Raw genomic sequence first — 26,408 nt, 5'->3', positions numbered from 1 at the left:
CGCGGCGGGCGCGTCGGAGATAGCTCACCGTCCAGGTCGGCTGGGTGGCGGCGGCTTCCTCGAAGGTGAGGAGGGCGGTCATAGCAGCGTCCCCTGCGCGAGTTGCAAAATGGCGGCGCCCGGCGCGTTGTCGGCGGTCGCGAGCATCCACTTCGCGGGCGCGGGGGCCTCGTAATCGTCGCCGGCGCGGCTCCAGCGAAAATAGCCGAGCTGACCGCGAGCCGGGATGAATTCGATCTCTTCCGGATCATCGAGCACGAGCCCGCGTGGGCCGAAAAACCACGGGCTCGCGGAGGCGGAGACCACGCCGCGAACGGTCACCGCGCCGATCAGCCCGCCGCGGCGGAGCGTCGCGGGCGGAGGGCATGTCACGCCGATCTCCGCCATGAAGGCGGCGGCGCTATCGTATTCCTGCCGCTGCATCTGGCCGGAGGCGTGGATCAGAATCCGGGCCGCAACCATCCCGCCGCGGCGCACCGACTCCCAGTGCCGGTTTTCGATGTCCTTCCCGCCGGCGATGATCGCCCAAGCCCAAGGCTGGCGGACGGAGAGGGCGAATTCGGGTAAGTCGTTCATCGGTTCGCGAGCTCCAGTTCCCGAATGCGGCGCCGAAGGCGGATGTTCTCGTCGAAGGTTTCTTGAGCGAAGGCGGCGCGTCGACGGCCCTTTTCAAGGAGGCGCTCGATTTCCGCGCGAGCGATCCGTGTCGCTTCCTCCGCGCGCTCAAGCGCGCTGCCGGCGATCTCGCAGGTGCAATCGTGCGGGTGGTTCGCCCCGCCGTGGCAGCCGGGAATGTGAAACCAGCCGGTAACGTCGTCGGTCTCGTCGCGATAGTGGTGGCAGCGATCAGGAGGCCCGCGGAGATCGGGTTGCGCAGGCTGAGCAAGCTTGAGCAGAAGCCCAAAATGCTGGGTGGCGGGCGGCATCGGGCGGAATCGAGGGGCGCTCATCGGTTCGCGATCTCCAGCAGGACGTCGGCGTGGCAGGGCTCCCCCGGCTTGCACCAGCAGGCGAGGTCGCGGCCGTGGAGGTCGGGGAGGCGGGCGACGATGCGGGAGGCGTGGGCGCGGAGCAGGTCGCGCGTCTTGCGCCGGCCTTCGGGGGAGAGCTGTGCGGGGAGCGCGGCGTTCACCGGGTCTGGCCCGCCCTCGATCAGGCGGCGATAGAGCGAGACGACGTCCGCCGCGTCCATCGTGCAGGCGCAGATCGCATCGTGGACGAAATAGCCCGGCAGCCAGAACCTCGCCGGCCTGCCCGGCTTCCACGGGTTCCCCCAGATCGACGGGCGGGAGACGACGACGGCGCCCTCGGGCTTCCGCCAGCCGGCGGCGCGGGAGAGCTGGATGCGCTGCGGGGCGGTCATTGCTTCGCCCGAAATGTGCAGCCGTAGGGCTTCTGCGGGTCGTCAGGTCGGGGGCAGTGAATAGCGTCATGCTTTCGATAGCCACAGACCGCGCAAACAGGCTCGCACTGGCATCTCGGGTATTTGCGCGCCTTGCCGCGAAAGTCGAACCGCGTAGGGCAGTCCTCAAAGCGCTCAACCGAGGGTGCATTCCTTGCAGTTTCGGTCATCACTCCCCCTCCCCGCTCACGCTTTGGGCGGCGGCGGCGCGCCGCGGCCGGAGCCGAATTGCAGACCGGATGCATCGGGTTCGTGGCGCGCGCTGCGCCCCTCCAGCCTTTCGACGCGGGCCGCGATGTCCCGCGCGATCTGGTCTAGCGCGCGCTCGCGCTCCTCGTAGGTCGGTGCGCCGTAAGCCCGCAGCAGCGCGTTCTGCTCGTAGGTCAGGCCGGAGCGAATGCCGCTCCAGATGTTTTCGGGCGTGGCCATCACTTCCCCTCCCGCGCCGTGAGCGCCAGGAGGCTGGCCGGCATCGGCGTCGTCACCGTGATCGTGTAGCCCCCGCGGCGGCTCTCGCCGCGGGTGATGCGGGTCGTGACGCCGACGGCGGGTTTCCCCTCCGGGCCGAGGGCACCGATGTTCTCCAGCGTCTCCGCGACGAGGCGGGCGCGCAGCTCCTCCTCCGTGATCGAGGCTGTGAAGCGGATTTCGTGCGGCTTGATCAGTTTCATCTCACCCTCCTTCGCACCAGTCCGGCCGGTCCGCCTCGTCGCACCGCCCATCCCCGCAGCTCGGCCACGGGCGGAGCCAGCCGGATTCGAGGCCGGCGGCGATGGCGCTGCGGCCGTCGATCTCGATGTCGGCGCAGGGGCGGCCCCGGCCGCAGGCCTCGCCCGTCGTCACTATCTCCCAGCGCCCCGGCGAGGCGGCGATGAAGGCGGCGAGCGCCTCGCGCGCGGCGCGGGCGGCGGCGCGGCCGGCCTCGCAGGGCGCGTCCATCTCCGCCGCGTCCACGCCGGGGAAGCGGTAGGTGACGCCGCCGGTGCGGATCGTGTCTCCGTCCCGGATGATGACCTGCTGGCCGTCCGGGATGGCGATGCGCTCCTGCGCCGCGGCGGGGGCGGCGATCAGGGCCGCGAGGATGAGGGGGCGGATCATCGGGGCTCCTCCGTGTAGCGGCGCGCAAGGCGAAACGCCGTGCAATCCTTCATCCCATGACAAAGGTCGCGACCGCCGTCGTTGAACTTGCAGGGGCCTGCCCCGTCGAGATGACAGCGCCGGAAGTCGCCGCATTCGCACAGGTCAAGGGGATGTTCCTCGCTCATGCCGGAAACTCCCGGTGCTCGCGGCCGTCGAGCGTGGCGCCGGCGGCTTTCTTGCCGACGCGGTAGACGAAGCATCCGCCATCGCGCATCGCGTGACGCCCGACGCCGTTTGGGGTCGTGGATGATTCATGTGAGCCGTCGGCGCGGACGATCCACCTTTCGGAGGACATCCCCTGCGGCGCCCACTCCCCCCATTGCTTGAAGAAGAACGGCACGCCCGCCGCGGCGCACTGGTCGCGGAGGCTGCGGGGCCAGTCGGGGTGCATGGGCCGGGCGCCGGGGCCGCTCTCGCCGCCGGCGATCACCCAGTCGAGGATCGGTTCGGGCGCGACGCTCTCGTCAGCGCCGTCGTCCAGCGCATCCCATTCGCCCTCGATCGCGCCGAGATTTATCGGCCCGAGCAGCGGCTCGGCGCTGATGAAGCGCTTCGCGGCGGGCGTGGCGAGGAGGGGCGGGATGCGGGAATCGGCCGCCGCCTGGTCCTCGACGGAGACGCCGAGCCAGACGTTGGGGAGGCCCTCCTTGGTCCAGCGGACGACCGTTTCAGGCCAGATGACGCGAACGCCAGCGCCGGGAAGCTTGTCCGTCGCATCGGCCCAGCGAAGCCCGACATCGTGCCGCGTCAGATAATCCCGCATCCGCTCCGGCCGCTTCGTGAGCACCTGGAACGTGTGCTGCGGGGCGAGGGCCATCACGGCGAAGACGCGGTCGATCCAGTCGTCGGGGATCGCCTCGTGGAAGAGGTCGGAGGTCGAGTTGACGAAGATCCGGCGCGGGCGGCGCCAGCGGAGGGGCTGGTCGAGCAGATGCTCGGCGAGCTTCACCTTGCCCGTCCAGCGGTGATCCCGCTTCCCCGGCGGCCCGACGATCTCCGCCAGCCCCTCGCCCCAGTCCCCGGGGCCGGAGAAGCGCGCGGCCATCACCTCGGCGTAGCAGTTGCGGCATCCCTCGGAGACGCGGGAACAGCCGCGGACGGGGTTCCAGGTGGCGTCGGTCCATTCGATGGACGTGCGGTCAGCCATTGGAGGGCTCCTTCACAGTGATCGCCATGCCGGCGTCAGAGAGGCTCTTCCGAAACGCTGCCGCCGTCTGCTCGATCTGAGCGTCTCGCTTCAGGCCAAGGCGCCGCGCCCAGTTCAGGACGTCGAAAGCGTCCTCGGCCATCAATTGCAGGATCGCCGTGACCTCCGGGGCTTCAGGTTGGTCACCCATCACGCGCCCGCCTCGGCCGCGGCGCGGCCTTCCTCGGTGAGGCGGTAGCCGGCGCCGGCGGGACGGTCGTGGACCTCGCTCCAGAGCCCGTTCGAGAACTCGGCGAGGCCGCGGCGGCGGAGCTCACGGAGCGTGGCGCGGACGATCTCGGGCGAGACCTCGAGGTCGTGCGCTATCGGCGCGATGGGCGAGTAGTGGTCGCGATCCAGCGTCGCAAGCACGAGGATCACATGCCCCTCGATCGCGCGGGCGAGCGCGGCGGCGCTCGGTTTTGTCGTATCCATCATACCAATCCCTCCCTGATCGCCAGCCACTCCGGCAATGTCACCTTCACGACGGCGCCGCGGCGGGGGCGGCCCACGCCCAAGATCGTGATCTCGGAAAGCGGGAGCCAGATGTCCCGCGGCTTCTTCCCGCCGAAGAGCGGGCCGGCCTGCGCCTCTTCCTCGTGAAAGCAGGCGGCGTCTCCCTTCATCGTCTGAAAGATCAGCTCGACCTCGGTCATATCGCCACGTCCTTGGCGCGGATCGGCGCGGGGAGCCATGCGCGCACCGTCTCCGCGATCTCCTCGGGCGGGTCGGCGAAGACGGCCGCCAGCGCCTCGACCAGCTCGGCCTTCTTCATCGTCGCCTTCACGCGGTCGCCCTTCGCGCCGATCTCCTCGGCGACGGCGACGAGCTGGTCGCGGGTGAGGCGCTTGAAGAAGGGCGCGTCGGGCGTCCAGTGGGCGCGGAGGTCGAGGTCGAGCCAGACGGCGAAGTCCTGCGCCTTCGCGCCCTTAAAAGTCGAAGCGGCGACGCAGGCGAGGAGGCGGTTGCGGTGCTTCGCGCCCTTGGCGAGGAAGGCGGCGAAGGTCTCGTCGCCCGTCGCCTTCCAGCCGTCGACCGCGGCGTCGAGCGCGATCAGGCCGGAGCGCGTCGTCGGCTGATGATCGACGGCGAGCGGGCGGTTCCACACGCGCTCGATGGCGAGGCTCCACGCGAGCAGGCTGAGCGCGAGGTCGGGCTTGTCGAGCAGCTGCTCGCGCGCGATGTCGCCGGCGAGGTTGCGAAGATCGGCGACGAGGGCGGCGGGCCAGTCCGCGCCCGGCTCCGGCTCGGAGGCGCGGGGCGGGGTGGCGGCTTCACGCGCTGCGGAGAGGTCCAGCGTCTCGGGCAGGCCGAGGGCGGCGCGCTGATCCTCCGTCGCCTGGTCGCCCGCCGGCGGCAGGAGGCCGCGCGCGCGGGCGGTCTCGATCCCCTCGGGCTCGATCGCGGCGCCGACGATGCGCGGCTCGGAGCAATAGGGCGGCCAGTCGATCAACGCGGTGCCGACGAACAGTTGATCGTTGGACCATCGGTCCGCCTCGGCGCGCTCGGCAAGCTCGTCGGCGCGCTTGTCGTCCTCCTCTCCCAGCTCGTCAGGCCAGCCCTCGCGCGCCTGCAGCGCGGCGAACTCGGCGGCCTCCTCGGCGCTCAGGCCCGGAAGCGCGGGCTTGATGCGGACCCAGTGCTCGCCCGCATCCTCCAGCCACGCCCATTCGAGCCAGCCCGCTTCCTTCGCGAGCGCCGCGGCCCGGTCAACGCGCGTCGCCTCCTCGGCCTTGGCCAGCGCCTCCGGGTTCACCAGCCGGACGCCGCCGAAGAGATCCTCCTCGATCCGCCCGCCGGCCGCCTCGAAGGCCTCGCGGCCGATTTGTTCGAGGCGGCGGAGCTGGTGGTGGCCGTCTTCCAGGATGGCGAGTTCGGCGCGGATCTGGCGGCGGGCGTAATCCGGGTGATGGCGCGCGTCGCGCTCGTATTTCTTCCACATCGAGGCGGCGCGGGCGCCGGCGCTCGCCAGCGCCATCGCGACGTCGAGCGTGATCTCCCGCGCCCTGAGCGCGGCGAGGGGCTCGGCCGGCAGGGCGGCGAGGGCGAGGCGCTGTTTCACGTAGCGCTCGGAGACGGCGAAGGCGGCGGCGATCTCCGCCTCGCTTGCGCCGTCGAGCTTCGTCTGGTGATAGGCCTGGAACTCGTCGACCGGGTCGAGCGGGAGGCGGCTCGCCTGCTCGGCGAGGCCGGCGATGCGCGCCGCGTCGCCCGAGACGAGGATCACCGGGACGCGGCGATCCTCCGGCCAGTCGCCGGACGCCGCAAGGCTCTTCAGCGCGCGGAGGCGGACGCCGCCGGCGACGATCTCGGCCCGGTCCCCGTCCTCGCGCTCGACGCGCACGCCGATCAACGGCTGCAGGAGGCCGACCGAGCGAATCGACCCGGCCAGCGCGGCGACGCGCTCGGCGCTTGGCGGCGTCGCGCGGGGGTTCAGCTTCGAGAGGGCGAGCGCTTCAAGCGGCCAGAGTTCCGGGGCGTTCATTCGTCGTCCTTTCGGCTGCGGTCGGCCATCTGCGCGGCGGCGGCGAGGATGCGGCGGGTCATCTGCGGGGCTCCGCGATGGTTTTCAGGATTGTCTGCGCGTCGAGCGCGACGCGCAGCTCCTCGATTTTCGCCTCGGCGAGGATGCGTTCGCCGCGCGCCTCCTTCAGCTCGCGCTCCAGGTCCGTGCAGCGCCTCGCCAGCTCGGGCCAGGTGTTGCAGCGCGTCGCGATCTCCTCGGCGAGGTCGCGGGCGTCCGCCTTGCCCGGCTCGATCCGCGCGAAGGCGACGCGGCGCTCGTCCTCGAGGCCGCCGTAGCGGGCGGAGGGGAAGAGGCGCGGGAGGGTCATGTCGTTTCCTCGGCCTCGCCGACGATCCGGGCGGCGATCATGTCGGAAGGCGGCTTCCAGCTTTTCGCCTCGGCTACGGTTCGCCGATCCGGCAGGCGCACGATCTGCCGTTTGTAGCGGGTCACGCCCGGCTCCTTCTCGACGTCGAAGGCCGTGGCGAGAGCGTATTCGCCCGAGTCAAAAACGCGGCAGGTCAGAATCTCGCCGCCCGCCTGCAAAAGCGGGTTGTCAAGTGAGACGCCGCCGCGCTGCGCGAACTCGTGCTCCGCCCATTCGAGCAGCTCGGCCAGACTGGCGGTTTCGCAAAGCGCGACCTCCAAGCGCACGCTGACGACGCGCCCCTTGGGAAAGATCTTGGCGTTGGGCGCATCGCTCATAGCGGCCACATCTCGAAAAGCATGTGCGCCACGACGAGCGCCGGCGCGGCGATGAAGGTGACGCGGGCGGGGAGGGTCACAGCCCGGCCTCCCGCAGGGCGCGGAGGGCCTCGTCGGCGGTGACGTCGAGGGCGTCGGCGCGGGCGAAGTCGGCGCTGCGCTCTGCCTCGGTCGTCCGCCCCTCGGCGGCGGCGCGGGCGCGGCGGGCGCGGTCGGCCCAGAGCGTCGCGAGGCCGGAGATCGCCTCCGCCAGCGTCGGCGCGCGGCGCTCGCGCGGCAGGAGGCCGGGTTTCGCCGCCGCGTCGCGGAGAGATTGTTCGAGGGTTTTCATGCCGCGTCTCCCGATCGCCCTGACTTGAACTCCGCAACGGCTTCGGTGAGCCGCGACGTCTCCTGAGCGAACTCGCGGACGGTGTCGGTAAGCTCCCCGAACGCAGGCAGCAGGACGAGCCGCTCGTCATCGCGGATGCAGCGCTCCAGCTGGCCCAGCGCGGCGACAGCGGCGGCCTTCGCGGCGAGGAAATGGTCGAGCGGGTCTGCAGGGTCGGTCATGGTCTCTCCCTCCGGGGGACGTTTTGCGGGATGCTGGTTTCGTGCGACCCTCGTTTCGGAACCCGCGCCGGGCGGGAGAGGTGGAGGGCGTCATGGAAATTCTTGTCGGACTTCTTCTGGTCGCGGGCGTCATTGCGATCGTAATCGCGCGGCGGGCGCGCGAGCGCGAGCCAAGGGTAAAGCGCGAGGAAGCGCCGCCGCCGCCCGTCGAAATCCTGCCTGTCGAGGGTGCGGGCGAGGACGCGCCGACCGCGGGGCAGATCGTTTATCTCTCTACGCGTGGGTTCATGGTTGCCGAGGGCGTTAGCTTCGAGGTCGCCTCCGTCTGGGTTTCCGCCACAAAGGCAGTCGAGGCGGCCATCGACTCCGAGGGCGGCGTAGGATTGCCCCGCGCCCGCTGGGCGCACCTGGTGGCTGAGGCGATGCAGGACGAGGCGTTTCAGGAATTGGCGACCGCCGATTCCCGGCGCTGGATGCAAACGTTCGCCGAGCGCCAGACGCCCGCCCTGACCAAGGCGGCGCGGACTTATCTCAAAGAGAAGCTTCTGCGGCGCGGTCGCTAAAGGGGCGGGCTGCATCAGTCTCTCCCGGTCAGAGGTCCGTCATCGGAGCTTGCGGGGAAGGGTGATATCGCAAATGCGGTATATAGTCAACCGCATTTGCGGTTTTTCAAATAAGCCAAGAGCGCGGCGGCGCGATGGTCGTGGCGCCGGGTTCGGGAGGCCGAGTCGGTTTGAAAGCTAGGCGGTCAGACCTCGCGGCGGAGCGGGCCCTTCGCGACGTCGTGAATCGTGCGGATCAGATGATGATCGCCGTCCCGCATTTCATAGGAGTCGAACGCTAGGCCTCGTACCAACCAGTCAGCCGAAGTGCCAAGCTTCGTCGCCAGCGCGTCGAGCTTGGCCGGGCCAAGCCAGAGTCGTCCGTCCTCGACCGCCTCGATCTCCGCGGGCGTCAGGGTGGTTCCGCGACAAAGCTGGGCAACGGAAAATCCAAGCTTATCCCGCAAGATGACAACACGTTCAGCAAGGTCGAGCATCGCAGCGCGGTCCTCTTCGTCGAGCGGTACGCCCCCGGTCGACGTCGCATCAAGCCGCATCGGCGGCTGGCCGGTCGTGAGCCAGTCTAGCCGAACGCCGAGCGCCTTGGCGATGAGCGGCAGCTTCTTCGAGGTAGCGTTTCGCCCGCGCGCAATGTCAGTGACCGTTGTCTGGCTAATCCCAGCGCGCAGAGCGAGCGGCTCTTGCGTCAATCCAGCCAGAGCCATGGCGTGCTTTAACCGGCCTGCCAGCGTCGAGTCGTCGTGCTTCGTCGTGCCCATGCAAGGCGGCTGCCCGGTTCCGCCGCCGCGATCAAATCGCATATGCGGTTTCCATGCTTGCGAAATAACCGCAATTGCGGTATCTGCGCCTAATGACAACCGCAGACGCCATGAACAGGGCCGCTCAGATCGTCGGATCGCAGGTTCGCCTTGCGGCGGCCATAGGTCGATCCCAGGGGTGGATTTCTGATGTCACGAAGGGGCGGCGAACGATGGTTCCGGTCGATATCGCCTTTCGCATCGAACGCGCCACGGGCGGCGCGGTGAAGGCGGAGGAATTTGCGGGGATCGCCCCCGCGCCAGAGACGGAAGCGGAGCTTGCCTCCCCGGCCGCCGCTTCCCAGCCCCCCGCCGAGCGCCGGAGCCCGGCGGGGGGCGCCTGTTCCGAGGGCGCCGCGTGATGCGCCAAGAGAATCCGCAGGATTCGCGTCGGCCCGCAGCGCTTGCTTGCCAAGCGCGAGAGGGCGCCCTCCCCGAAATCCTCCCGTCCCTCCCACGGGCGGGCGGATGCGTCGGGCTCCGGCCCGGCGCGACTGCTGTCGGAGCGTCTCAGACTGGCGGAGGCCGCGAGGTCTCCGCCCTTTTCGCTCTGGTGGGTCATCGCCTGTCATCGCCGGGCGCCTCCTCGCGGAAAGGCGTCTCACAAGGCGGCGGGGCGAGGCGAGGGAACAAGGTTGCGGGCGGCGAGCGCTCCCGGCAGGAGGCCCGCCCGTGAGCCTCGATCTTGTCGCGCAGCGCGTCTTCGCCGGGCTCGTCGAGCGGGCCGGGGGCGTCGAGGCGGCGGCGGCGATCCTTTCGGCGCGGGCCGGGCGGCCGGTTCACAAGTCCACGATCTCGCGCATGGGCGCGGGGCAGATGGCCGTCACCTTCGAGGCGGCGGCGGCGCTTGAGGAGGCGGTCGGCGTCTTCCCGCTCACGACCCTGCTCTTCGAGCGGATCGGGCGGCGCGCCGCGGCCTCGGGCTCGCTCCAGACGCTCTGCGCCTCCGCCTCGGTCGAGTGCGGCGAGGCCGTCGCCTCGATCATCGCGGCCTTCTCCGCCCGCAGCGCGGACCCGTCCCGGCTGACCGAGGCGGAGCGCGCGGAGGCGGTAAAGGAGGTTTCCGAGGCGCTGGCGGTGCTGCGGGAGATTCTCGACGCGCTGGAAGCGGGCTCCGCGGACGGAGGCGGGCGGTGAACGCCGCGCTCGCCCTGCTCGCGGCGGGGGCCGTCTGGTCCCATCCCGGCGCGGCGCCCTGCGCGGGGCCCCGGGGCAATCCCTGCTGGGATGCGGCGCATGTGCCCGCGGCGGCGCTGGCGGCGGAGCGGGCGGGCGCGGGCGCGCCGGGCGCGATCTGCGACGGCGACGTGATCGCCAATCACGGCGCGCGGGCGGGCCGGGCCTTCGGCCCCGTCCACCAGGTCGCGGCCTTCGACCGGGCCTGGCTCGCCGCCTCGGGCGCGCGCTGGGGCGTGGCGGCGGACGGGCGGGCCTGCATCCCCAGCCTCGTCTACGCCGGAATTCACAAGGCGGAGATCTGCGGCAACCCGATCTTCGTCTTCGAGGGCGGCGCGCCGCCCCCGGCGCTCGTGTTCGCGGCGCGTGCAGGCGGTGTGTGGGGCGGTGTGTGGGGCGGTGTGTGGGGCGGCGTGTGGGGCGGCGGGGCGGCCGGTTACGCCGCGCATGGCGCGCCGCCCGAAGCGCCGGGCGGGCCGGGCGGGGCGGCGTTCGTCCCGCCGCTGCGGCCGGACTACGGCGCGGCGCCCGTCGCGCCCGTGCCTGCGCCATGGTCGGCCGGGCTGCTCGGCGGCGCGCTGGCGATGCTGGCGGCGATGAGATTCAGGAGGCGCGCGTGATTGCGAAAGCGATTTCACCCGCATCGCGCCGGCCCGCGGCGCTTGCCCTGCAAGCGCAAGAGGGCGCGCCTTCGCACGAGGTCCCGTCCGGGAGGTCGGGACAGCCGGAAGGGTCCGGCGTTTCCTCCCTGAACTCCCCTCCGTCCGCGGCCTTCGCGGCGGAGGGGGTTTTTTCGGAGGCGTCATGAGTCTCGACCCGGAACTGAAGGCGGAGATCGAGCGGCGGGTCGCGGCCGGGGAGGTCACGCGCTGCCCGCCGCGGACCTTCGCGCGTGACGTGACGCAGCCGGGCGACTGGAAGGACGGCCGCGACGCGGCGGCGCGCGCCGCCCAGCGCCAGCGCCGGTTTCAGGCGGCGGAGGCGAAGCGGCGGCGGCTGGAGGCGGCGGGGGCGGCGCTCGGGAAGGCCGCGAAGGATTCGGGCACGGGGTCGGTGGTTCCCCACAATGACGCCAAGCCGGGCTCAGCGTTTCCGGAGGAAACGCCCTGCCCGCAGCGCTTTGCGAGCAAAGCGCGAGAGGGGGCGGAGGGGCCCGAAGTCCCGGCGACCGGGGGTCGGCGAGAGCCGCCGGCCACGCGGAGGCCGGCGCCGCGCCCCGAAAAAGACCGGCATCCGGCGCCCGAGACGACGCCCGCGCGCGGGCTGAGCGAGGTCTGGCCGTTCCGGGCGCATCGCGCCGTGGCGGAGATTCCGGAGGCGGCCTCGCCTGCGGGATTGCGCCCCGTCGCGCCCGTCTCGGACCGCAACCTGAAGCCGCGCGCGCCGGGCAAGCGGCCCGCGCTCCGCTGGATTCCGCTCGCGCGGCTCGCCGTCTCGGAGGCCTATCAGCGCGGGATGGCGGCGCGCTCGGTGACGATGATCCGCAAGGCCGTCGAGGCGTTCGACTGGGCGCGGCTCAAGCCGCTCTCGGTCGCGGCGCGGGCGGACGGCTGGTTCGAGGTTCTGGACGGCCAGCACACCGCGACGATCCTCCTGATGGCGGGCGAGACCGAGGCGCCCTGCCTCGTCCTGCCCGACGCGGCGGAGGCGGAGAAGGCGGAGGCCTTCGTCGGGCTCAATTCCTCCCGCGTCCAGGTCACGCCGATGCAGCGCCATCACGCGGCGGTCGCCGCCGGGCGTCCCGTCGCGCTGGCGGTCGAGGCGGCGTGCCGGGCGGCGGGGGCGAATCTCCTCCGCAACGCGAAGCCGGCGGGCCGGTATCTCCCGGGCGAGACGGTCGCCGCGCCGGCGCTCACTTCCATCGCCGGGCGGCGGGGCGAGGCGGGATTGACGCGCGTGCTCGCGCCGCTCGTCGCCGCCGGGCTCGCGCCGATCCCGACCGACGCCCTGCTGGCGGTCGAGCTTCTGCTCTTCGATCCGGGCTGGGCGGGGGAGATCGGCGAGGCGGCGATCACGCGGGCGCTGGGCGACCTGCCGGCGCGGCTGGCTGAGGCGGAGACGCTCCGCGCGCGGGCGCCGCAGCCCCGGCCGCGGGCGCTGGCGGCGGCGATTTTTATTGCGAGCGGGCGATAGGAGGCGGGGATGGTGGACGGAAGCGACGAACTGGCTGGTCAGGTGAAGGCTCATCTTGCGGAGCACGGCGTCGCGGACATTCGCGCCTCGCTCGTCGCCGCGCGGCCGGGCAAGGGGCTGAGGCCCGACGACGACTTCGATGCGGCGGCGATGCGCTCCGCCGGGATCGCGGCGGAGCAGCTCGCCGTCATCGTCGAGCGGATCGAGCGGCTGGAGGAGGCGAAGGCCGACATCGCGCGGGACATCGCCGCAATCTACGCCGAGGCGAAGGCGCAGGGTTACGACGCGCCGACGATCCGCCGCACGGTGAAGGCCCGGCGGATCGACCCGAAGGACCGGGCCGAGGCGCAGGCGATGCTCGACCTCTATCTCGACGCGGTCGGGGAAGCGGGAGCGAGCGCCTCCGAAGGAGGCGCGACGGCCCGCAGCGCTTCCAAGGGAAGCGCGGGAGGGCGCGGCGATGCCTGACTGGATGGATCTCGCCTTCAACGCAAAGCGCCAAGTCGAAAGACTGTCCCACGAGGTCGATGACCGTTGCGAGCTGGTCGGTCGAGATGGCGATGCGGTGATCATCCGGACATGGGGCGGCGCAGAGGGCCGGATCGAGATCGGCCCGATCGCAGCGCTGGTCGCCGCGCTGCGGGCGCTGCCGGAGGCGAAGCCGTGAGCGCGCGCGAGCATTTCGCGACCGCGATGTCGCTCGCCGGGCATCGCTACGCCAACGCGGCGAAGCCGGAGCGCAGCTGCGCTCTGGCGACCTCCGCCGCGCGCTGGTTTTTCGATCTTGACGCCGCCGCGCGGGCGCTGGTCGAGCCGCATCTCGCGGCCTTCCTGCGGCTTCGCGAGACGGACCCGGCGGCGGCCGCCGCCCGCGCCTGGGCGGCCTATGACGCGCTGGAGGCGGAGCGGCCGAAGGCGTTTCCGCGGCAGGAGGGGCGGCCATGATGAAAGACGTTTCGCCAGAATCGCGCCGGCCTGCGGCGCTGGATCGTCAGGCGCAAGAGGGCGCGGACGGGCTTCTCGGAAAGATCTGGGATTGCCGGCCGGAGCGCGCGCCAGACTTCCTGATCGGGCCGCCGGGCGACCCCTACATGGAGCGCTGGTATCTGACCCCGCGGAACGACCAGTTCAACGTCTACTATCACCGCATCCTGCATGACGACGACGACCGGGCGCTGCACGATCATCCCTGGCCGTCGCTCTCCGTCGTCTGCGCCGGGCGGCTGCGCGAGGTGACGGAGGCGGGGGCGCGGGAGCTGGCGCGCGGCGACGTCGTGTTCCGGACGGGCGAATTCGCGCACCGGCTGGAGCTTGTCGGCGGGAAGCCGGCGGAGACGCTCTTCATTACCGGGCCGAACTATCGCGACTGGGGCTTTCTCTGCCCGCAGGGGTGGCGGCGCTGGGATCTGTTCGTGGACCCGGCGAACCCCGGCGCGCCGGGCGCGGGATGCGGGGAATGACGCGGCGCAGTCCCAGCTACTACGCCGCCGCGCCCTGCATCGAGGGCTGCGGCGCGCGGGTGACGCGCTCCAGCAAGTCGGGCCGCTGCGGCGCCTGCGCCGGGCGGCTCAACATGGCGCGGCTGCGCGCCGACCCGGAGATCGCGGCGAAGATCGAGGCGGCGCGGCGCGACCCGGAAATCGCCGCGAAGCGCGGCGCCGCGGTCAGCGCGACGCGGAATCGACGGAGCTGGAAGCGCCTCCTGAGCCCGGCGGAGGCGCGGGAATACCGGATGCTGCACAGGGATTACGGGGTGCGGAAAGCGGACGCGCTGCGCGCGATCGGGCGGGACGACCTGATCGGGGCGCAAAATGTTTCGCCCGAAACATGTCGGCCCGCAGCGCTTGCTCCGCAAGCGCGGGAGGGCGCGCCATGACGCAAGACGTTTCGCCGGCGACCCGGGCGGTTCCCGTCGCCGCCGTGGTCGAGGCGGTCGCCGCCGAGGCGGGGCTGGGGCGCGCGGAGCTGCTCGGCCCGTCGCGGCGGCGCGAGGTCGCCCATGCGCGGCAGGTCGCGATGATGCTGGCGGTCGAGCTCGGGCCGCGGTCGCAATGGGCGGTCGCGCGGCATTTCGGATTCGGACGCTCCACGGTGCGGCGCGGGATGGAATCCCTCGCCCGCCGGATCGAAGCGGGCGCGGCGGCGGAGGCGCGGCTGGTCGAGGCGGCGCGGGCGCGGGCGCGGGAGATCGCGGCGCGGCGGCGCAGTGAAGCGTCGCGGCTCGCCGCGGCGCTGAGCGCGGAAGCGGCGGCGGGCGCCGCGCGCCCGGCGTCCGCAGCGCGCGGAAGCGCTTCGCCCGCGAAGCGCGTGAGCGCGCCGGCCGGGGCAGTCGCATGACGGTTGAGCCAGACCTCTTCTCCGCGGTTCCGGACGCGCCGCCGCGGCTCGGGCGTGTCTGCATGATCTGCGAGGCGGGGAACGCGCCCTTCGGGCTCGGGATGCCGGGGTTCCGGAGCGAGATCAGGCCGGGCGAGCGCGGGATGCTCTGGCATTGCGGGGGCGAAGCGTGCGCGGCGAAGGCGGAAGGCCGGCGCGCGGCGAAATTGGAGGGGCGGCGGTGAGCGGCGAGGGGCTGACCTTCGCGGAGCAGCTCCGCGTCTACGCGGCGACGGCTCCGAGCGTGCAGATCACCGTCAAGGCCGCGCGCGCGCGGGAGATCGCCGACCATCTGGAGCGGGGCGATCTCGCCGACACGGTGGCGCGGGGCTGCCTCGCTCATCTCGCGGCGACCGAGGCGCAGCGGCGGGAGATGATGCGGGACCGCGAGCATCTGTTCTGGATGCTCGTCATGGCGCATCTGCTGCCGCCCGTCGTCGTCGACATCGTTCGGGGGCTCTGGTGAAGGCCCCCTCCGCCTCGGGTCTCGCGAAGGCGCTGGGCGCGGGGCGCGCCCTGCCCCGGCCTCGCGCGGAAGCGGATTTCTATCCGACCGTCGATCCCTCGCCGGTTCACGGGCTGATCCGGGACGAAGGCGCGCGGCTCGCCGCCTTTCCGGCGCTCTGGGAGGCTGCGGTCGGCGCGGGGGACATCGCACGGCCGCTGCGGGCGGCGGGGTTCCGGGTGATCGGGTCGGACATCGAGGACCGCGGCTGGCCGCGCACGCGGAACCTGCATTTCCTCGAAGCCGAGCTTCCGCTGGCGCCGGCGCTGGTGACGAACCCGCCCTTCGCGCTCGTCAACGCCCGCACGGGCGCGCCGTGGATCTGGCGGGCGCGGCGGCTCTTTTCCGCCGGGCTCGACTACATGGCGCTGCTCCTCTCCTGGAGCTGGCCGGCGGCGGCGGGCCTCGCCCCGCTCTGGGCCGCCTTCGCGCCGGCGCGCGTGCGGCTGATGACCTGGCGCGTGGACTGGACGGGCGAGGGCTCGCCGACGATGGCGACGGCCTGGTTCATCTGGGACGGATTCACGCCGCCGGGCGAGACGCGGTTTCTGAGGATGGAGGCGCCATGAGCGAGGTTTATGACGACGGGGTGATCACGGCCGGGCGCGAGCGATGGCCGCTGGCGCGGGGCGAGACGCTCTCGTCGCATGACTGGTTTCCGTTCCACTACCACCAGTTCCTCGGTTCCGGCTTCTTGGCGGAGTGCCTGATGAACGACCGGCGCGGGGCGCTTGGCACCGCGCTGATCTACTGGTGCGAGGCGATGCGGCAGGACCCCGCGGGGACGCTGCCGCTCGCGCCGGTCGAGCTGGCGACGCTCGGACGCTTTCCCAACGTCGAGGCCTTCGAGGCGGAGGGGCGGGCTGCGCTGGACGGATTCCGCGAGGTCGAGGTCGAGGATGACGGGCGGATCATGATCCGGCTCGGCCATGTGAAGATGCTTGAGGAGATCGTCGGGCGCATGGGCCAGCTCGCCCGTGGGCGAAAGGCGAAGCGCGACGCCGGGCTTCTGGCGCAGAAGCGGCATCGCCTGAAGAAGCAGATGCGGGCGATCAAGCTGCCCGGCCACCTCATCGAAAACGACCAGGTGGTGACCGCGCTGATCGACTTCTTCGACCGGACCGACCTCTACATGACGCCCGACAACCTGCGCAACGCGCTCCGAGACGAGCTCGGATGGACCGGAAACGTCGCGCGGCTTGCGCTCCGCGAGGCCGATCCCGGCGACGGGCCGGACGTGTAATCGCACTCAAATCGAAGTGGAATGAGGTGTAATCATGACAGCAGAATTACAGCAGATTTCACGCTCGAACTGTCAGAGTGGTACAGGACAGAACATCACAGAATCTCAGAATAAAATCTCTTCCTCCGACGCGCCCGGCGGCCCGGCCGATGCGGCGGCGGAGGTCGGGCTGGCTGAGAAGCAGGAAGGGACGGATGGCTGGGCGCGGGAGATCGTCGAGCCGCTGACGTCCAGCGCGACGCGGAAGGGCCTGAAGCCGCCGCGGGGCTGGGCGGAGGCGCCCTGGGCGGCGCGGCTGGCGGAGATCGGGCGGCCGCATCGCGGGCGCTCGGTCGCGGAGCTGGAGGCGATCCGCGCGGCGATCAGGCTGGAGGGTAAGGCGAAGGGCGGGCGCTGGCCCGCGCCTCAGGCGCTGGAGCTGCTTGTGAAGGCGGTGCTGGCGAAGCGGAAGGCGGAGACGGGCGGCGATTCGCTGGTGGATCAGCGCGAGGTCGGGCGCGCGCTCGGCTGGTGGGCGCGGGAGGGGACGGCGCCGCCGGCGCGGCTCTTTGACCTTCGGCGGCGCTGCCGGATGGCGGCGGTCATCAGCGGCGGCGTGCCGGCCGAGGCGCTGGCGAAGGCCGGGCATCGGGTGCCGGACGACCTCGCCGGGATCGGCGCGGAGGCGCGGCCATGAAGGGCGAATGGTATGCGGCGCGGGTCGAGACCGGGCGGGAGCGGGCGATGGAGATGGCGCTCCGCTCGCGCGGCTTCGAGGCGATGATGCTCGTGCGGCGCATCTGGGCCCGCCGCTCCCGCCGGGCGAAGGCGCGCGAGCTGGTCGAGCGCTCGCTGTTGCCGGGGTATCTCTTCGTGCGGATGGGGCCGGGCGGCGACTGGCGCGGGCTCTGCGCGATGCGGGGCGTCTTCGGGATCGTCGGCGTCGGCGGCGTGGTGCGGCCGGTGCCGGAGGCCAAGATCAAGGCGCTCAGGGAGATGGGCGCGACGGGGGCCTTCACCGCGCCGGCGCATCATCGCGACATGGCGGCGGGGCGCGAGGTCAACCCGAAGGATCGGGTGGAGATCCTCGGCGGGGCGTTCGACGGGGCGGTCGTCGTCGTCGAGGAAATCTTCGTGCGGCCGGCGGGGACGTTCGCGCGCGTTCCGGTCAACATCTTCGGGCGGGAGACGGTGACGGAGATCGGCGTTGAAAATCTCGCGCTGGTGGGGTAAGGGGTTTCGCATCGCCGATCCGACGTCAGCCTCCGGGCCGAGACGCGGGCGAAACCGGGCAGCCTTCGCCTCCGTGCGATCGGGCAGCCGCCTTGCAGCGCAATGGGAAATCGGAATTCAGCGGGTCCTTCCGGCCGTGTCGACGTATACGGGGGCGGCTTAGCGCATGGGTTTTGGTGCGCTGAACTTTCGCGGAAAGCCTAAACTCTCGATAGTTCAAGGCCGGGAGATGGTTGACCAAGTAAACGCAACTGAACTCGCCGAGCTGTTCGGCCGCACGAAGGGCGCCGTCTCGCAGTGGGTCTCCTCCGGCAAGCTGGACGGATGCTGGACGGGCGAGGGCCGCCGCCGCCGGTTCGACGTGCGGAAATGCGCCGCGGCGCTCGGCGTCCGGATGGATCCGGGCCAGCGCCTCGGCAACGCCGCCGCCACCGACGCCGCCCGCCAGCGCATCCTCGCCGACGCCCCGAACCGCGAAGCCCCCGCCCGCGACCCCCAGCCCCGCGACGCCCTGCTCTCCCCGACGGACGATGACCGCTACAAGCTCGCCCGCATCCAGAAGGCCGAGGAGGAGGCCCGCGCCGCCCGCCGGCGCAACGCCGAGGAGGAAGGCCGCTTCGTCCTCCGCGAATCGATGGAGCGGGAGGTCGCGCGCCTCCTCACCTCCGAGATCGGCATGTTCGAGGCGATGCTCACCGCCGCCGCCCGCTCCCTGGCCGACGAGCTGAAGGTGGACTTCAAGGAAGTCCGCCGCATCCTCCGCGATCACTGGCGCCGCCACCGGGCGAGCCGCTCCGCCGCCCTCGCGCTCGCCGGGCCCGCGCTGGCGGAAGACGAGGCCGAAGCCGACTTCTGATGGGCTACCTCGCCTCCGCCGAATTCGTCGCGGCCCGCTCCGCCGCCGCCGCCTTCGCCCCCCCGCCCCCGCCGGACCTCGCCGCCTGGGCCGCCCGCAACATCGTCTTCGACGAGCGCTCCCCCCTCCCCGGCGCGTTCGACATCGCCCGCTTCCCCTTCCTCGCCGAGATCCTCGAATGCCTCTCGCCCGAGCATCCCTGCCGGGAGGTGACGCTGAGGGGCGACGCGCAATGGGGCAAGACCAGCTCCGTGATCCACCCGGCCCTCGGCGCCTGGTTCGAATACGGCCCGCTCGACGCCCTCGTCGTCCACCCGACCGGCTCGGCCGCGAAGGAATGGGTCCGCCGGAAATGGATGCCGCTCCGCCGGCAGGCCCCCGCGCTCAGGGCGATGTTCGGCCTCGACGGCGGCGACAAGACGGACACGCTGTTCGACCAGGAGTCGATCGACCGGAGCCGCAGCCTGAAGACGACCTCCGCCGGCTCGCCGTCGGACCTCACCGGGTCGAGCCGCAAGCTCGTCATCATGGACGACCTCGCGAAGTTCGAGGCCGGGCCGATGGGCGACCCGGAATTCATGGCGGAGAGCCGCGCCGCCGGCTACGAGGATGCGAAGATCCTCCGCGCCTCGACCGCGATGCTGAAGGGAACCTGCCGCATCACCCGCGCCTTCGAGCGGGGGGACCAGCGCTGGTTCCACATGCCCTGCCCGCATTGCGGCGAGGCCGGGCCGCTGACATGGGAGAACTTCCTCCCCTCGATCGACCCGGCGAATCCCCGCGCCGCGCATTTCACCTGCGAGCGCTGCGGCGGCGTCATCGAGCAGAAGCACAAGGAGGCGATGGTCGCCGCCGGGCGCTGGGTTCCGCACAACCCGAAGGGCGACCATCCGAGCTTCCACCTCTGGGGCCGCGCCTGCGCCCCGCAGCGGGACTGGGCCTCGATCGCGGTCGACTACCTGAAGGCCTTCGGCCTCACCCGGAAGGACGATGGCGAGGACCTCGCGGCGCTGACGACCGCGCAGGACGCGAAGCCGGAGCAGGTCTTCTTCAACGACGTGCTCGGCCTCCCCTACGAGCAGGCCTCCAGCGCGCCGCCCTGGGAGGAGATCAGGAACCGCGTGGAGGGCGCGGACCCGGCGGACCAGCTCCCCCTCGGCCGGATCCCGGCCGGCGCCGGGATGCTCACCGCGGGAGTGGACTGCCAGGACGACCGGATCGAGGTCCACGTCAAGGCCTTCGGCCGCGACCTCCGCTGCTGGACGATCGACTACCGGGTGATCCCGCATCACATCTCGACCGTCGAGGGGCGGGAGGCGCTGGACCGGCTCCTGAAGGCGGAATGGAAGACGGCGCATGGCCGCGGCTTCGCCCTCGGGATGATGGCCATCGACGGCGGCGCCTATACCGACGACGTGTGGGACTGGGCGAAGCGCTGGCCCTGGAGCCGCGTCATCATCGTGAAGGGCGCGCGGAGCCAGACCGGCCCGGCCTACCAGCTGATGCGGTTCGAGCGGAAGGCGGACGGCGCGGCGAAGAAGCGGCAGAAGCGCGGCTACATGATCAACGTCTCGATGATGAAGGCGGAGTTCTATTCCGCCCTCCGCGTCGAGGACCCGCAGGCCCGGAAATATTGCGGCTTCGCCACCGGGCTGGGGGACGAGTTCTATCGCCAGATCACGGCGGAGAAGAAGGAGACGGTGCGCCTCCCCTCCGGGATCGTCGAGAGCCGGTGGGCCCTCGTCGAGCCGACCCGCCGGAACGAGGCGCTGGACACGGAAGGCTACGCCCGGATCGCCGCCCTCCGCCTCGGCTGGCGGGCGCATACGGACGCGAAATGGGACGAGCTGGAGGCGCTCTGGGGCGCGCCGATGCTGGCGGAGCAGCCCGACCTCTTCGTCCCCGCCGCCGACGCGCCCGACGCGCCCCGCCCGGCGCCGAAGCCGAAACCGAAACGCCCGCTGTCGGAGTTGCTGCCATGACCTCGCCTCAGGAGCCGGAAGGATTTGAAGTCATGTCGACTTACACGCTCTGGGTTCCGAAGGAGATGCTCCCCCGTCCCTTGATGACGCCGGGGATGATGCGCGCGTTCATCCGCCGGGAGCAGGAAGGCGAACAGCAGCGCATCGCCCGCGGCTTTGCCGGCGAGGTGATCGCGAAGGCCCTGCCCGATGCCTGACACGGCCACCCTGACCACGCGCCTCGAAGAGGCCGAGGCGGCCCGGCACCGGCTGATGACCGGCGCGCAGGAGGCCTCGGTCGAATACGCCGGCTTCAAGACGAGCTTCTCCGCGACCGACCTCGCGCGGCTCGACGCCTACATCGCCGAGCTGCGCCGCGACCTCGGGATCGAGGCTCCGGCCTCGCAGCGCCGCCGCGCCCGGAGGGTCCTGTTCTGATGGCGAAGCCCCGCTTCCGCGTCCCCGCCGGCTCATCCCGCGCGCTGGCCCCCGCCCCGCGCGCCTGGGCGCCCTCGCCCTACACGGCGGGGGACCAGCTCGCCTCGGACGGGCTGGTGAACTACCTGCCCGCGCTCGGCTCCGCCGACGGAGACCTCCTCCGCGACCGGGACATGGCGACGGCCCGCGCCCGCGACCTCGTGCGGAACGACGGCTGGGCCGCGGGCGGAATCGGGAAGGAGGTGGACAGCGTCATCGGCGCGAATTTCCGCCCGCTCTCGAAGCCGGACGCGCGGGCGCTCGGCCTCGACGACGTCTGGGCCAAGGAATTCGCGGACGCGGTGGACGCGCGCTGGCGCTCCTGGGCGGACGATCCGCGGATGATGGCGGACGCCGCGCGCGCCCAGCCCCTGCCGCAGCTCTTCGCCCTCGCCTACCGGCACTACCTGATCGACGGGGACGCGCTCGGCGTCATCGGCTGGAACGAGGACAGGCCGACGCGCACGACGCTCCGCATCGTCGACCCGGACCTCCTCGCGAACCCGCTCGGCCGGCAGGACGGGCCGGAGCTCCGCGCGGGCGTGGAGGTGGACGAGGACGGCGCGGCGACCGGCTACCATTTCCGCCGCGGCCACCCGGCGGACCCGTGGGCCGGCGGCCGCGCGCTCGAATGGGATTTCTGGCCGCGGGAGACGGAATGGGGCCGCCCGATGGTGCTCCACTTCTTCGACAAGCACCGGGACGGGCAGACCCGCGGCGTCTCCCGCCTCTCCCCCATCGTCGAGACGCTGCGGATGGAACAGCGCTATTCGGTGGTGGAGATCCAGGCGGCGGTGATCAACGCGATCCTCGGGACCTTCATCGAGAGCCCGTTCGACAACGAGACGGTGGTGGACCTGCTCAGCGACGAGGGCGGGGCATTCGGGAACTACACCTCGCAGCGGAAGGAGTTCCACGACGCGCGCCAGATCAGCCTCGGCGGCGCGCGCATCCCGCATCTCTTCCCCGGCGAGAAGATCGCGACCGTCGCCGCCGCCCGCCCCGCCGCCCAGTTCGCGGAGTTCGAATCCGCGGTCCTGCGGAAGATCGCGGCGGGGATGGGAATCACCTACGAGCAGCTCTCGGCCGACTGGTCGAAGACGAACTATTCGAGCGCACGCGCCGCGCTGATCGAGCTCTGGCGCGGCTGGAACGCCCGCCGCCAGAGCTTCGCGCAGCGCTTCTGCCAGCCGCTCCGCCTCGCCTGGCTGGAGGAGCAGTTCGACGCGGGCGGCCTGCCGCTGCCCGCGGGCGCGCCGGACTTCGCGGAGAACCCCGCCGCCTACGCCCGCGCGAAATGGATCGGCCCGGGCCGCGGCTTCGTCGACCCGGTGAAGGAGGCGCAGGCCGCCGCGATGCGCATCGCCCTCGGCATCTCGACGCTCGAGGACGAGGCGGCGGAGCTCGCCGGCGCCGACTATCAGGACAACCTCACCCAGATCGCCCGCGAGATCGGGGAGATGCCCGAGGGCATGCTCCACCCGGCGCAGGAGAGCTTCGCGAAGCTGATCGGCGGCGCGCCGGACAATGGCGAGGCCGACCGGAGGCCGGCGGCGTGAGCGCAGCCGACGTTCCCTGCCCCTTCTGCGGCGGGGCCGATCTCTACGTCGAGGATATCGGCGAGGGCGATGAAGGCGAAAGCATCTACGCCGTGATCTGCGGTGGCTGCGCCGCGAATGGCCCGATGAAGGCGGCGACCCCGGAAGGCGCCATCGACGACTGGAACCGCCGCGCCGCCCCGGCGCGGGTGCATTGAGGAGGCGAGCATGGCCAAGACCAAGATTCTGGACGCGATCCTAGCCGCGCCGCGCGGACGATACCCGCATATTGACGCCGCCCGCGATCTTCTCGTCATGCCGGAGGAGAACCACGTTTTCCTCGACGGCGATCCGTTCCGCGCGGCTGTGGATCGTTACCTCGTGCCCGATGAAGCCTTCCCTGCGGTCAAAGAGACGATGCTCGACTTCTTTCGACCAGAGGAGGGAGACCGTTACGTTCTATACGGCACCTGTTTTCAGGTTCCTCTGGCGCGCTTCTGGGTCGAAATGTTCGGTTACGGATATCTCTTCGACGGAACTTCCGGCGTTTTGCACGGTTTCTTGAAAACGCCCCAAGGTATCGTGCCAAGCTCACTCTCACAGGTGACGCTCACAGAGCGAGGCGCTGTTCTTTCCGAGAGCTTCAATGTGGGGCCGCTGAATGACGGCGAAGTTCGAGAGTTCATGGCTCTCGCCATCGCGCGTTTCATCGCCTTCTGCGCCCTCGTCACCACGCCCCGCGCGGTCTCCGTGCGTCGCCAAAGCCCCGGCCGCATGACGCGCGCGGAGCGGATGGCGATCCAGCGCGCCGCACAGCGCGGGCGGCCGATGCACTCATTCAACGTCGTCACCTTCCGCCCCGGCGGTCCGTCGATCCAGCGGGGATGCGTCACGGCGGCGGAATCGATCTCCGGAGGCGTCCGTCGCCATTGGGCCAGCGGACACTGGCGGCTGATCTGCCCGAAAGACGGGCGCGCCGCCTACGTCACGTGGATCGACGCGACCGAGAAGGGCAACGCGGCCATCGGGCGCGTCGTGAAGACCAAGGTCGTGAAGGTCGCCGCCGGCGAGGTCCGCCGCGGTTACGTCCTGCCGGCCCGCGCCGGCAAGCGCGGCGAGCGCATCGAAGTGCAGGCGGCTCACTAGAAGCCTCCGGCCGTTCCTCCAGTCAGGAGAACCCATGCCAGACCTCTCGATCCCGGCGCTCACGCGCCTCGGGTCCAACCCGCTCGCCATCGCGCGCGCTTCCGGCGCGCGCGATTTCCTGATGATCTGCGAGGAGAACGCCCGCCGCGTTGTCTCCGGCCAGCGCGACCCGCGCGCGGCTGGGCAAAAAGACGTGCTGGCCCAGATGCTGGCCCGCGAGACGAAGCCCTGGGCGCAGCGCGGAGCCGTCGCCGTGATCCCGGTCTCCGGCCTTCTTCTTAAGGATTATCCGTGGATCGGGGACAGCTGGGCGACCGGCTATGTCCAGCTCCGCTGGCAGATCGGGGAGGCGCTGGCGGATCCGGCCGTCGGCGGGATCGCGCTCTGGATCGACAGCCCCGGCGGCTACGTCTCCGGCCTCTTCGAGCTGACCGCCTTCATCCGGGAGGCCCGGGAGCGGAAGCCCGTCGCCGCCATCGTGGACGGCGTCGCCGCCTCCGCCGGCTACGCCATCGCCGCCGCCGCCTCGACCGTGGCGACCGGGCGGTTCGGCGTCGTCGGCTCGATCGGCGTCATGGCCGTCCACTGGGATTTCAGCCGCGCGCTGGACGAGTTCGGCGTGGTGCCGACGCTCCTCTTCGCGGGGAAGCACAAGGTCGACGGCAACAGCCTCCAGCCGCTCCCCGACGAGGTGAAGACGCGCTGGCTGGCGGAGATGGAGGAGATGCGCCGCGTCTTCGCCGACGACGTGGCCGCGGGCCGCGGCGCGGCGATGGACGCGGCGGCGGCGCTGGCGACGGAGGCCGCGGTCTATTCCGGCCCCTCCGGCGCGGCGGAAGCCAAGCGAATTGGCCTCGTGGACGAGGTCATGCCCCCCGACGAGGCGCTAGACGCCTTCGTCGACCACCTGTCCGGCGCAGCCGGCGAACCTTGAGGAGCGAAGACATGTCGAAGTTCACCTTCGCCGGTCTCCTCGGCCGCGGGAAATCCCGGGCCGAGGGCGACGGGCCGGAAGAGGACCAGGACGACGCCGCGATGGAGGACGGCGAGGAAGAGGACGCGCCGCCGCCCGAGGGCGAAGGCGAGGAAACCGACGACGCCGCCATGGAGGACGGCGAGGACGACGAGGCCGAGGGCGGCGACGAGGATGACGACCAGGCGAAGATGACGAAGGCCGAGAAGGCCGCCTTCGCGAAAGGTCGCAAGGCCGAGCGTCAGCGCGTCGGCGCGATCCTCTCCGCGAAGGGCGTCGGCCCGGCGAACTTCGCCCAGGCGGCGCATCTCGCCGTCAACACCGCGCTCTCCCCGAAGGAGGCGGCGGGCGTCCTCTCGCTCGGCGTGCAGGGCGCCTCGCTCGCCGACCGCATGCGCGGCCAGCAGCGCCGCATCGGGGCCGGAGGCGGCGGCGCCGCCGCGCAGGGCCCCTCCACCCGCGACCGCATGGCGGCGCGCTTTCAGAAAGGGAAGTGAGCCATGACCACGCTCAGCGAACCGAACTACACCGGCGACGTCGTCCTCTGGGAGGAGGATGCGTTCTACAGCCGGGACGAGGCGATCATCATCTCGGGGCAGAACGTGAAGATCGGGGCCGTGCTCGGCCAGATCACCGCCTCGGGCAAGTGGACGCTCTCCGCCCCCGGCGCGTCCGACGGGTCGCAGGCCCCGAAGGGCGTGCTCGTCCATGCGGACGTCGACGCGACCGGGGGGGACGCCGCCGGCGTCATCCTCGTCAGGGAGGCGCGGGTTCGCCGCGCCGGCCTCATCTTTCACTCGACGATCGACGACGCGACGAAGCGGAACACCGCTGTCGCCGCGCTGAAGGCCGTCGGCATCATCGCCAGCTGAGGAGCGGGACATGCCCGGAATGGATATCTTCACCGGCTCCGCGTTCCGCACGCGCGAGCTTTCGGACGCGATCAACGTCGTCCCCAACCAGTTCGGCCGGCTCGGCGAGCTCGGCCTCTTCGCCGACAAGCCGATCCGCACCGCGCAGTTCCAGATCGAGCAGAAAAACGGCGTTCTCTCGATCGTCCAGTCCTCCCCGCGGGGCACGGACATCCCCGGCGCGGAGCGCGCGAAGCGGGAGATGCGGAACTTCGCCACCCGGCGCTTCGCCCTCAGCGGGCGGATCACCGCGGAGGACGTGCAGGGCATCCGCGCCTTCGGCTCCGAGACGGAGCTGATGCAGGTGCAGGACCTCGTCAACGAGGTGCTGGTCGAGCACCGCCAGAACCTCGACATCACGCGGGAATTCCTCCGCGCCGGGGCGCTGCGCGGAACGGTGATCGACGCGGACGGGACGACCATCGTCAACCTCTTCACCGAGTTCGGCGTGACGCAGAAGGTGGTGGACTTCGCCCTCGGCTCCGGCGACCCGGACAAGAAGGCGCGGGAGGTCGTCCGCCACATCGAGCTGAACCTCAAGGGCGACATGATGACCGGCGTCCACGCCCTCTGCTCCCCGGAATTCTGGGACAAGCTGATGGCGAACGACGACTTCAAGGAGGCGTGGAAATACTACACCTCCACGGTCGAGCCGCTCCGCGGCGACGTCCGCCGCGGGATCCCGTGGCAGGGCATCACCTGGGAGGAATATCTCGGCTCCGGCGAGGTTCCGCAGGAAGACGGCTCCGTCGTGACGCAGAACTTCATCCCGGCCGGCGACGCGCGGTTCTTCCCGCTCGGCACCATGAACACCTTCCGGACCTACAACAGCCCGGCGGACTACATGGAGACGGCGAACACGCCCGGCCAGCCCTTCTATGCAAAGGCGATGCCGGACCCGAAGGCGAACCGCTATGTCGAGGTGGAGGCGCAGATGAACGCGCTGCCGATCTGCATGCGCCCCGCGATCCTCGTCCGCGGCCACAGCTCGAACTGAGCGGGCTGACGGCCCGACTCGAAAAGCCCCGCCCGGCCTGACCGGGCGGGGCC

General features: G+C 71.4%; 44 protein-coding genes. 28 read left to right on the top strand and 16 right to left on the bottom strand.

Features of this window, described 5'->3' with window-relative positions; genetic code table 11:
- Positions 1-78 precede the first annotated feature (78 nt).
- The 15 genes from ACE37J_RS14090 to ACE37J_RS14020 all read right to left on the bottom strand — a co-directional run bounded on the left by ACE37J_RS14090 (position 79) and on the right by ACE37J_RS14020 (position 7,491).
- On the bottom strand, positions 79-576 hold the full coding sequence (locus tag ACE37J_RS14090) for an ASCH domain-containing protein (RefSeq protein ID WP_409711989.1): 498 nt from the start codon (positions 574-576) through the stop codon (positions 79-81).
- Positions 573-926 carry a hypothetical protein gene (locus tag ACE37J_RS14085; RefSeq protein ID WP_409711987.1) on the bottom strand — a complete coding sequence of 118 codons (354 nt, stop codon included), beginning with the start codon at positions 924-926 and terminating at the stop codon, positions 573-575. Before ACE37J_RS14085 ends, ACE37J_RS14090 begins: the two co-directional genes overlap by 4 nt.
- A gap of 20 nt (positions 927-946) precedes the next feature.
- Positions 947-1,363: a DUF4326 domain-containing protein gene (locus tag ACE37J_RS14080; RefSeq protein WP_409711985.1), complete on the bottom strand. Its 417-nt coding sequence runs from the start codon at positions 1,361-1,363 to the stop codon at positions 947-949.
- Positions 1,364-1,588: 225 nt separating this feature from the next.
- On the bottom strand, positions 1,589-1,831 hold the full coding sequence (locus ACE37J_RS14075) for a hypothetical protein (protein ID WP_409711983.1): 243 nt from the start codon (positions 1,829-1,831) through the stop codon (positions 1,589-1,591).
- Positions 1,831-2,073, bottom strand: coding sequence for a hypothetical protein (locus ACE37J_RS14070; RefSeq protein ID WP_409711981.1), 243 nt, complete (start codon positions 2,071-2,073; stop codon positions 1,831-1,833). Before ACE37J_RS14070 ends, ACE37J_RS14075 begins: the two co-directional genes overlap by 1 nt.
- Position 2,074: 1 nt before the next feature.
- The gene (locus tag ACE37J_RS14065; RefSeq protein WP_409711979.1) at positions 2,075-2,500 is read right to left on the bottom strand and encodes a hypothetical protein; all 426 of its coding nucleotides are present in this window, start codon (positions 2,498-2,500) and stop codon (positions 2,075-2,077) included.
- 163 nt (positions 2,501-2,663) lie between these two features.
- Entirely contained in the window at positions 2,664-3,689 is a 1,026-nt protein-coding gene (locus ACE37J_RS14060) for a DUF5131 family protein (protein WP_409711977.1), read from the bottom strand.
- Complete coding sequence (locus ACE37J_RS14055; protein ID WP_409711975.1) at positions 3,682-3,879, bottom strand: hypothetical protein; 198 nt, start codon at positions 3,877-3,879, stop codon at positions 3,682-3,684. Before ACE37J_RS14055 ends, ACE37J_RS14060 begins: the two co-directional genes overlap by 8 nt.
- On the bottom strand, positions 3,879-4,166 hold the full coding sequence (locus ACE37J_RS14050; RefSeq protein ID WP_409711973.1) for a hypothetical protein: 288 nt from the start codon (positions 4,164-4,166) through the stop codon (positions 3,879-3,881). Before ACE37J_RS14050 ends, ACE37J_RS14055 begins: the two co-directional genes overlap by 1 nt.
- Positions 4,163-4,384: a hypothetical protein gene (locus ACE37J_RS14045; protein WP_409711971.1), complete on the bottom strand. Its 222-nt coding sequence runs from the start codon at positions 4,382-4,384 to the stop codon at positions 4,163-4,165. Before ACE37J_RS14045 ends, ACE37J_RS14050 begins: the two co-directional genes overlap by 4 nt.
- Entirely contained in the window at positions 4,381-6,213 is a 1,833-nt protein-coding gene (locus ACE37J_RS14040; RefSeq protein ID WP_409711969.1) for a ParB/RepB/Spo0J family partition protein, read from the bottom strand. Before ACE37J_RS14040 ends, ACE37J_RS14045 begins: the two co-directional genes overlap by 4 nt.
- A gap of 58 nt (positions 6,214-6,271) precedes the next feature.
- Positions 6,272-6,562 carry a hypothetical protein gene (locus tag ACE37J_RS14035; protein WP_409711967.1) on the bottom strand — a complete coding sequence of 97 codons (291 nt, stop codon included), beginning with the start codon at positions 6,560-6,562 and terminating at the stop codon, positions 6,272-6,274.
- Positions 6,559-6,939 carry a hypothetical protein gene (locus ACE37J_RS14030; protein WP_409711965.1) on the bottom strand — a complete coding sequence of 127 codons (381 nt, stop codon included), beginning with the start codon at positions 6,937-6,939 and terminating at the stop codon, positions 6,559-6,561. Before ACE37J_RS14030 ends, ACE37J_RS14035 begins: the two co-directional genes overlap by 4 nt.
- A gap of 76 nt (positions 6,940-7,015) precedes the next feature.
- Positions 7,016-7,270 (bottom strand): hypothetical protein, encoded by a 255-nt coding sequence (locus tag ACE37J_RS14025; RefSeq protein ID WP_409711963.1) that lies wholly within the window; start codon positions 7,268-7,270, stop codon positions 7,016-7,018.
- Positions 7,267-7,491: a hypothetical protein gene (locus ACE37J_RS14020; protein WP_409711961.1), complete on the bottom strand. Its 225-nt coding sequence runs from the start codon at positions 7,489-7,491 to the stop codon at positions 7,267-7,269. Before ACE37J_RS14020 ends, ACE37J_RS14025 begins: the two co-directional genes overlap by 4 nt.
- A 92-nt stretch (positions 7,492-7,583) precedes the next feature.
- On the opposite strand from ACE37J_RS14020, the gene ACE37J_RS14015 reads away from it, so the two are divergent.
- Positions 7,584-8,054: a hypothetical protein gene (locus ACE37J_RS14015; RefSeq protein ID WP_409711959.1), complete on the top strand. Its 471-nt coding sequence runs from the start codon at positions 7,584-7,586 to the stop codon at positions 8,052-8,054.
- A 185-nt stretch (positions 8,055-8,239) separates the two neighbouring features.
- Here the strand turns inward: ACE37J_RS14015 and ACE37J_RS14010 are convergent, their stop codons facing one another.
- Positions 8,240-8,812, bottom strand: a complete 573-nt coding sequence (locus tag ACE37J_RS14010) for a helix-turn-helix domain-containing protein (protein WP_409711957.1) — start codon at positions 8,810-8,812, stop codon at positions 8,240-8,242.
- A 92-nt stretch (positions 8,813-8,904) separates the two neighbouring features.
- Here ACE37J_RS14010 and ACE37J_RS14005 point away from each other — a divergent pair, with 92 nt between their 5' ends.
- The 27 genes from ACE37J_RS14005 (at position 8,905) to ACE37J_RS13875 (ending at position 26,355) form a co-directional block, all read left to right on the top strand.
- Positions 8,905-9,213 (top strand): YdaS family helix-turn-helix protein, encoded by a 309-nt coding sequence (locus ACE37J_RS14005; RefSeq protein ID WP_409711955.1) that lies wholly within the window; start codon positions 8,905-8,907, stop codon positions 9,211-9,213.
- Between the two features lie 310 nt (positions 9,214-9,523).
- Positions 9,524-9,988: a hypothetical protein gene (locus ACE37J_RS14000; RefSeq protein WP_409711953.1), complete on the top strand. Its 465-nt coding sequence runs from the start codon at positions 9,524-9,526 to the stop codon at positions 9,986-9,988.
- Positions 9,985-10,647 carry a hypothetical protein gene (locus tag ACE37J_RS13995; RefSeq protein WP_409711951.1) on the top strand — a complete coding sequence of 221 codons (663 nt, stop codon included), beginning with the start codon at positions 9,985-9,987 and terminating at the stop codon, positions 10,645-10,647. The genes ACE37J_RS14000 and ACE37J_RS13995 overlap by 4 nt, the downstream gene beginning before the upstream one ends.
- Before the next feature lie 184 nt (positions 10,648-10,831).
- Positions 10,832-12,160 (top strand): hypothetical protein, encoded by a 1,329-nt coding sequence (locus ACE37J_RS13990; RefSeq protein WP_409711949.1) that lies wholly within the window; start codon positions 10,832-10,834, stop codon positions 12,158-12,160.
- A 9-nt stretch (positions 12,161-12,169) separates the two neighbouring features.
- Positions 12,170-12,628, top strand: coding sequence for a DUF2312 domain-containing protein (locus tag ACE37J_RS13985; RefSeq protein ID WP_409711947.1), 459 nt, complete (start codon positions 12,170-12,172; stop codon positions 12,626-12,628).
- Positions 12,621-12,827, top strand: a complete 207-nt coding sequence (locus tag ACE37J_RS13980) for a hypothetical protein (RefSeq protein ID WP_409711945.1) — start codon at positions 12,621-12,623, stop codon at positions 12,825-12,827. Before ACE37J_RS13985 ends, ACE37J_RS13980 begins: the two co-directional genes overlap by 8 nt.
- A complete protein-coding gene (locus tag ACE37J_RS13975; protein WP_409711944.1) occupies positions 12,824-13,105 on the top strand; it encodes a hypothetical protein in 282 nt (93 codons plus the stop codon). Before ACE37J_RS13980 ends, ACE37J_RS13975 begins: the two co-directional genes overlap by 4 nt.
- A complete protein-coding gene (locus ACE37J_RS13970; RefSeq protein ID WP_409711942.1) occupies positions 13,102-13,620 on the top strand; it encodes a hypothetical protein in 519 nt (172 codons plus the stop codon). The genes ACE37J_RS13975 and ACE37J_RS13970 overlap by 4 nt, the downstream gene beginning before the upstream one ends.
- Positions 13,617-14,036: a hypothetical protein gene (locus tag ACE37J_RS13965; protein ID WP_409711940.1), complete on the top strand. Its 420-nt coding sequence runs from the start codon at positions 13,617-13,619 to the stop codon at positions 14,034-14,036. The genes ACE37J_RS13970 and ACE37J_RS13965 overlap by 4 nt, the downstream gene beginning before the upstream one ends.
- Positions 14,033-14,497, top strand: a complete 465-nt coding sequence (locus tag ACE37J_RS13960; protein WP_409711938.1) for a helix-turn-helix domain-containing protein — start codon at positions 14,033-14,035, stop codon at positions 14,495-14,497. Before ACE37J_RS13965 ends, ACE37J_RS13960 begins: the two co-directional genes overlap by 4 nt.
- Positions 14,494-14,721, top strand: coding sequence for a hypothetical protein (locus tag ACE37J_RS13955; protein WP_409711936.1), 228 nt, complete (start codon positions 14,494-14,496; stop codon positions 14,719-14,721). Before ACE37J_RS13960 ends, ACE37J_RS13955 begins: the two co-directional genes overlap by 4 nt.
- Complete coding sequence (locus tag ACE37J_RS13950; RefSeq protein ID WP_409711934.1) at positions 14,718-15,002, top strand: hypothetical protein; 285 nt, start codon at positions 14,718-14,720, stop codon at positions 15,000-15,002. Before ACE37J_RS13955 ends, ACE37J_RS13950 begins: the two co-directional genes overlap by 4 nt.
- The gene (locus tag ACE37J_RS13945; protein ID WP_409711932.1) at positions 14,999-15,610 is read left to right on the top strand and encodes a hypothetical protein; all 612 of its coding nucleotides are present in this window, start codon (positions 14,999-15,001) and stop codon (positions 15,608-15,610) included. The genes ACE37J_RS13950 and ACE37J_RS13945 overlap by 4 nt, the downstream gene beginning before the upstream one ends.
- A complete protein-coding gene (locus ACE37J_RS13940) occupies positions 15,607-16,284 on the top strand; it encodes a hypothetical protein (protein ID WP_409711930.1) in 678 nt (225 codons plus the stop codon). The genes ACE37J_RS13945 and ACE37J_RS13940 overlap by 4 nt, the downstream gene beginning before the upstream one ends.
- Positions 16,285-16,318: 34 nt before the next feature.
- On the top strand, positions 16,319-16,960 hold the full coding sequence (locus ACE37J_RS13935) for a hypothetical protein (protein WP_409711929.1): 642 nt from the start codon (positions 16,319-16,321) through the stop codon (positions 16,958-16,960).
- Complete coding sequence (locus tag ACE37J_RS13930) at positions 16,957-17,496, top strand: transcription termination/antitermination protein NusG (protein ID WP_409711927.1); 540 nt, start codon at positions 16,957-16,959, stop codon at positions 17,494-17,496. The genes ACE37J_RS13935 and ACE37J_RS13930 overlap by 4 nt, the downstream gene beginning before the upstream one ends.
- 229 nt (positions 17,497-17,725) lie before the next feature.
- Positions 17,726-18,352, top strand: a complete 627-nt coding sequence (locus tag ACE37J_RS13925; protein WP_409711925.1) for a hypothetical protein — start codon at positions 17,726-17,728, stop codon at positions 18,350-18,352.
- Entirely contained in the window at positions 18,352-20,334 is a 1,983-nt protein-coding gene (locus ACE37J_RS13920; protein ID WP_409711923.1) for a phage terminase large subunit family protein, read from the top strand. The genes ACE37J_RS13925 and ACE37J_RS13920 overlap by 1 nt, the downstream gene beginning before the upstream one ends.
- Positions 20,331-20,531 (top strand): hypothetical protein, encoded by a 201-nt coding sequence (locus ACE37J_RS13915; protein ID WP_409711921.1) that lies wholly within the window; start codon positions 20,331-20,333, stop codon positions 20,529-20,531. The genes ACE37J_RS13920 and ACE37J_RS13915 overlap by 4 nt, the downstream gene beginning before the upstream one ends.
- Positions 20,524-20,751, top strand: a complete 228-nt coding sequence (gpW, locus tag ACE37J_RS13910; RefSeq protein WP_409711919.1) for a gpW family head-tail joining protein — start codon at positions 20,524-20,526, stop codon at positions 20,749-20,751. Before ACE37J_RS13915 ends, gpW begins: the two co-directional genes overlap by 8 nt.
- Complete coding sequence (locus tag ACE37J_RS13905; RefSeq protein WP_409711917.1) at positions 20,751-22,349, top strand: phage portal protein; 1,599 nt, start codon at positions 20,751-20,753, stop codon at positions 22,347-22,349. Before gpW ends, ACE37J_RS13905 begins: the two co-directional genes overlap by 1 nt.
- Positions 22,346-22,546, top strand: coding sequence for a Lar family restriction alleviation protein (locus ACE37J_RS13900; RefSeq protein WP_409711915.1), 201 nt, complete (start codon positions 22,346-22,348; stop codon positions 22,544-22,546). Before ACE37J_RS13905 ends, ACE37J_RS13900 begins: the two co-directional genes overlap by 4 nt.
- Before the next feature lie 10 nt (positions 22,547-22,556).
- Positions 22,557-23,474 (top strand): hypothetical protein, encoded by a 918-nt coding sequence (locus tag ACE37J_RS13895; RefSeq protein ID WP_409711913.1) that lies wholly within the window; start codon positions 22,557-22,559, stop codon positions 23,472-23,474.
- Between the two features lie 34 nt (positions 23,475-23,508).
- Positions 23,509-24,408, top strand: coding sequence for a S49 family peptidase (locus ACE37J_RS13890; RefSeq protein ID WP_409711911.1), 900 nt, complete (start codon positions 23,509-23,511; stop codon positions 24,406-24,408).
- A gap of 11 nt (positions 24,409-24,419) precedes the next feature.
- Positions 24,420-24,944: a hypothetical protein gene (locus ACE37J_RS13885; protein WP_409711909.1), complete on the top strand. Its 525-nt coding sequence runs from the start codon at positions 24,420-24,422 to the stop codon at positions 24,942-24,944.
- A gap of 3 nt (positions 24,945-24,947) precedes the next feature.
- Positions 24,948-25,319, top strand: coding sequence for a head decoration protein (locus tag ACE37J_RS13880; protein WP_409711907.1), 372 nt, complete (start codon positions 24,948-24,950; stop codon positions 25,317-25,319).
- A gap of 10 nt (positions 25,320-25,329) precedes the next feature.
- Positions 25,330-26,355 carry a major capsid protein gene (locus tag ACE37J_RS13875; RefSeq protein ID WP_409711905.1) on the top strand — a complete coding sequence of 342 codons (1,026 nt, stop codon included), beginning with the start codon at positions 25,330-25,332 and terminating at the stop codon, positions 26,353-26,355.
- Positions 26,356-26,408: the final 53 nt, after the last annotated feature.

The sequence above is a fragment of the Pikeienuella sp. genome (assembly GCF_046290545.1).
Classification (GTDB): domain Bacteria; phylum Pseudomonadota; class Alphaproteobacteria; order Rhodobacterales; family Rhodobacteraceae; genus Pikeienuella.
The sequence above is the reverse complement of the archived record's forward strand: the minus strand, read 5'-3'. Positions and strand labels throughout refer to the sequence as shown.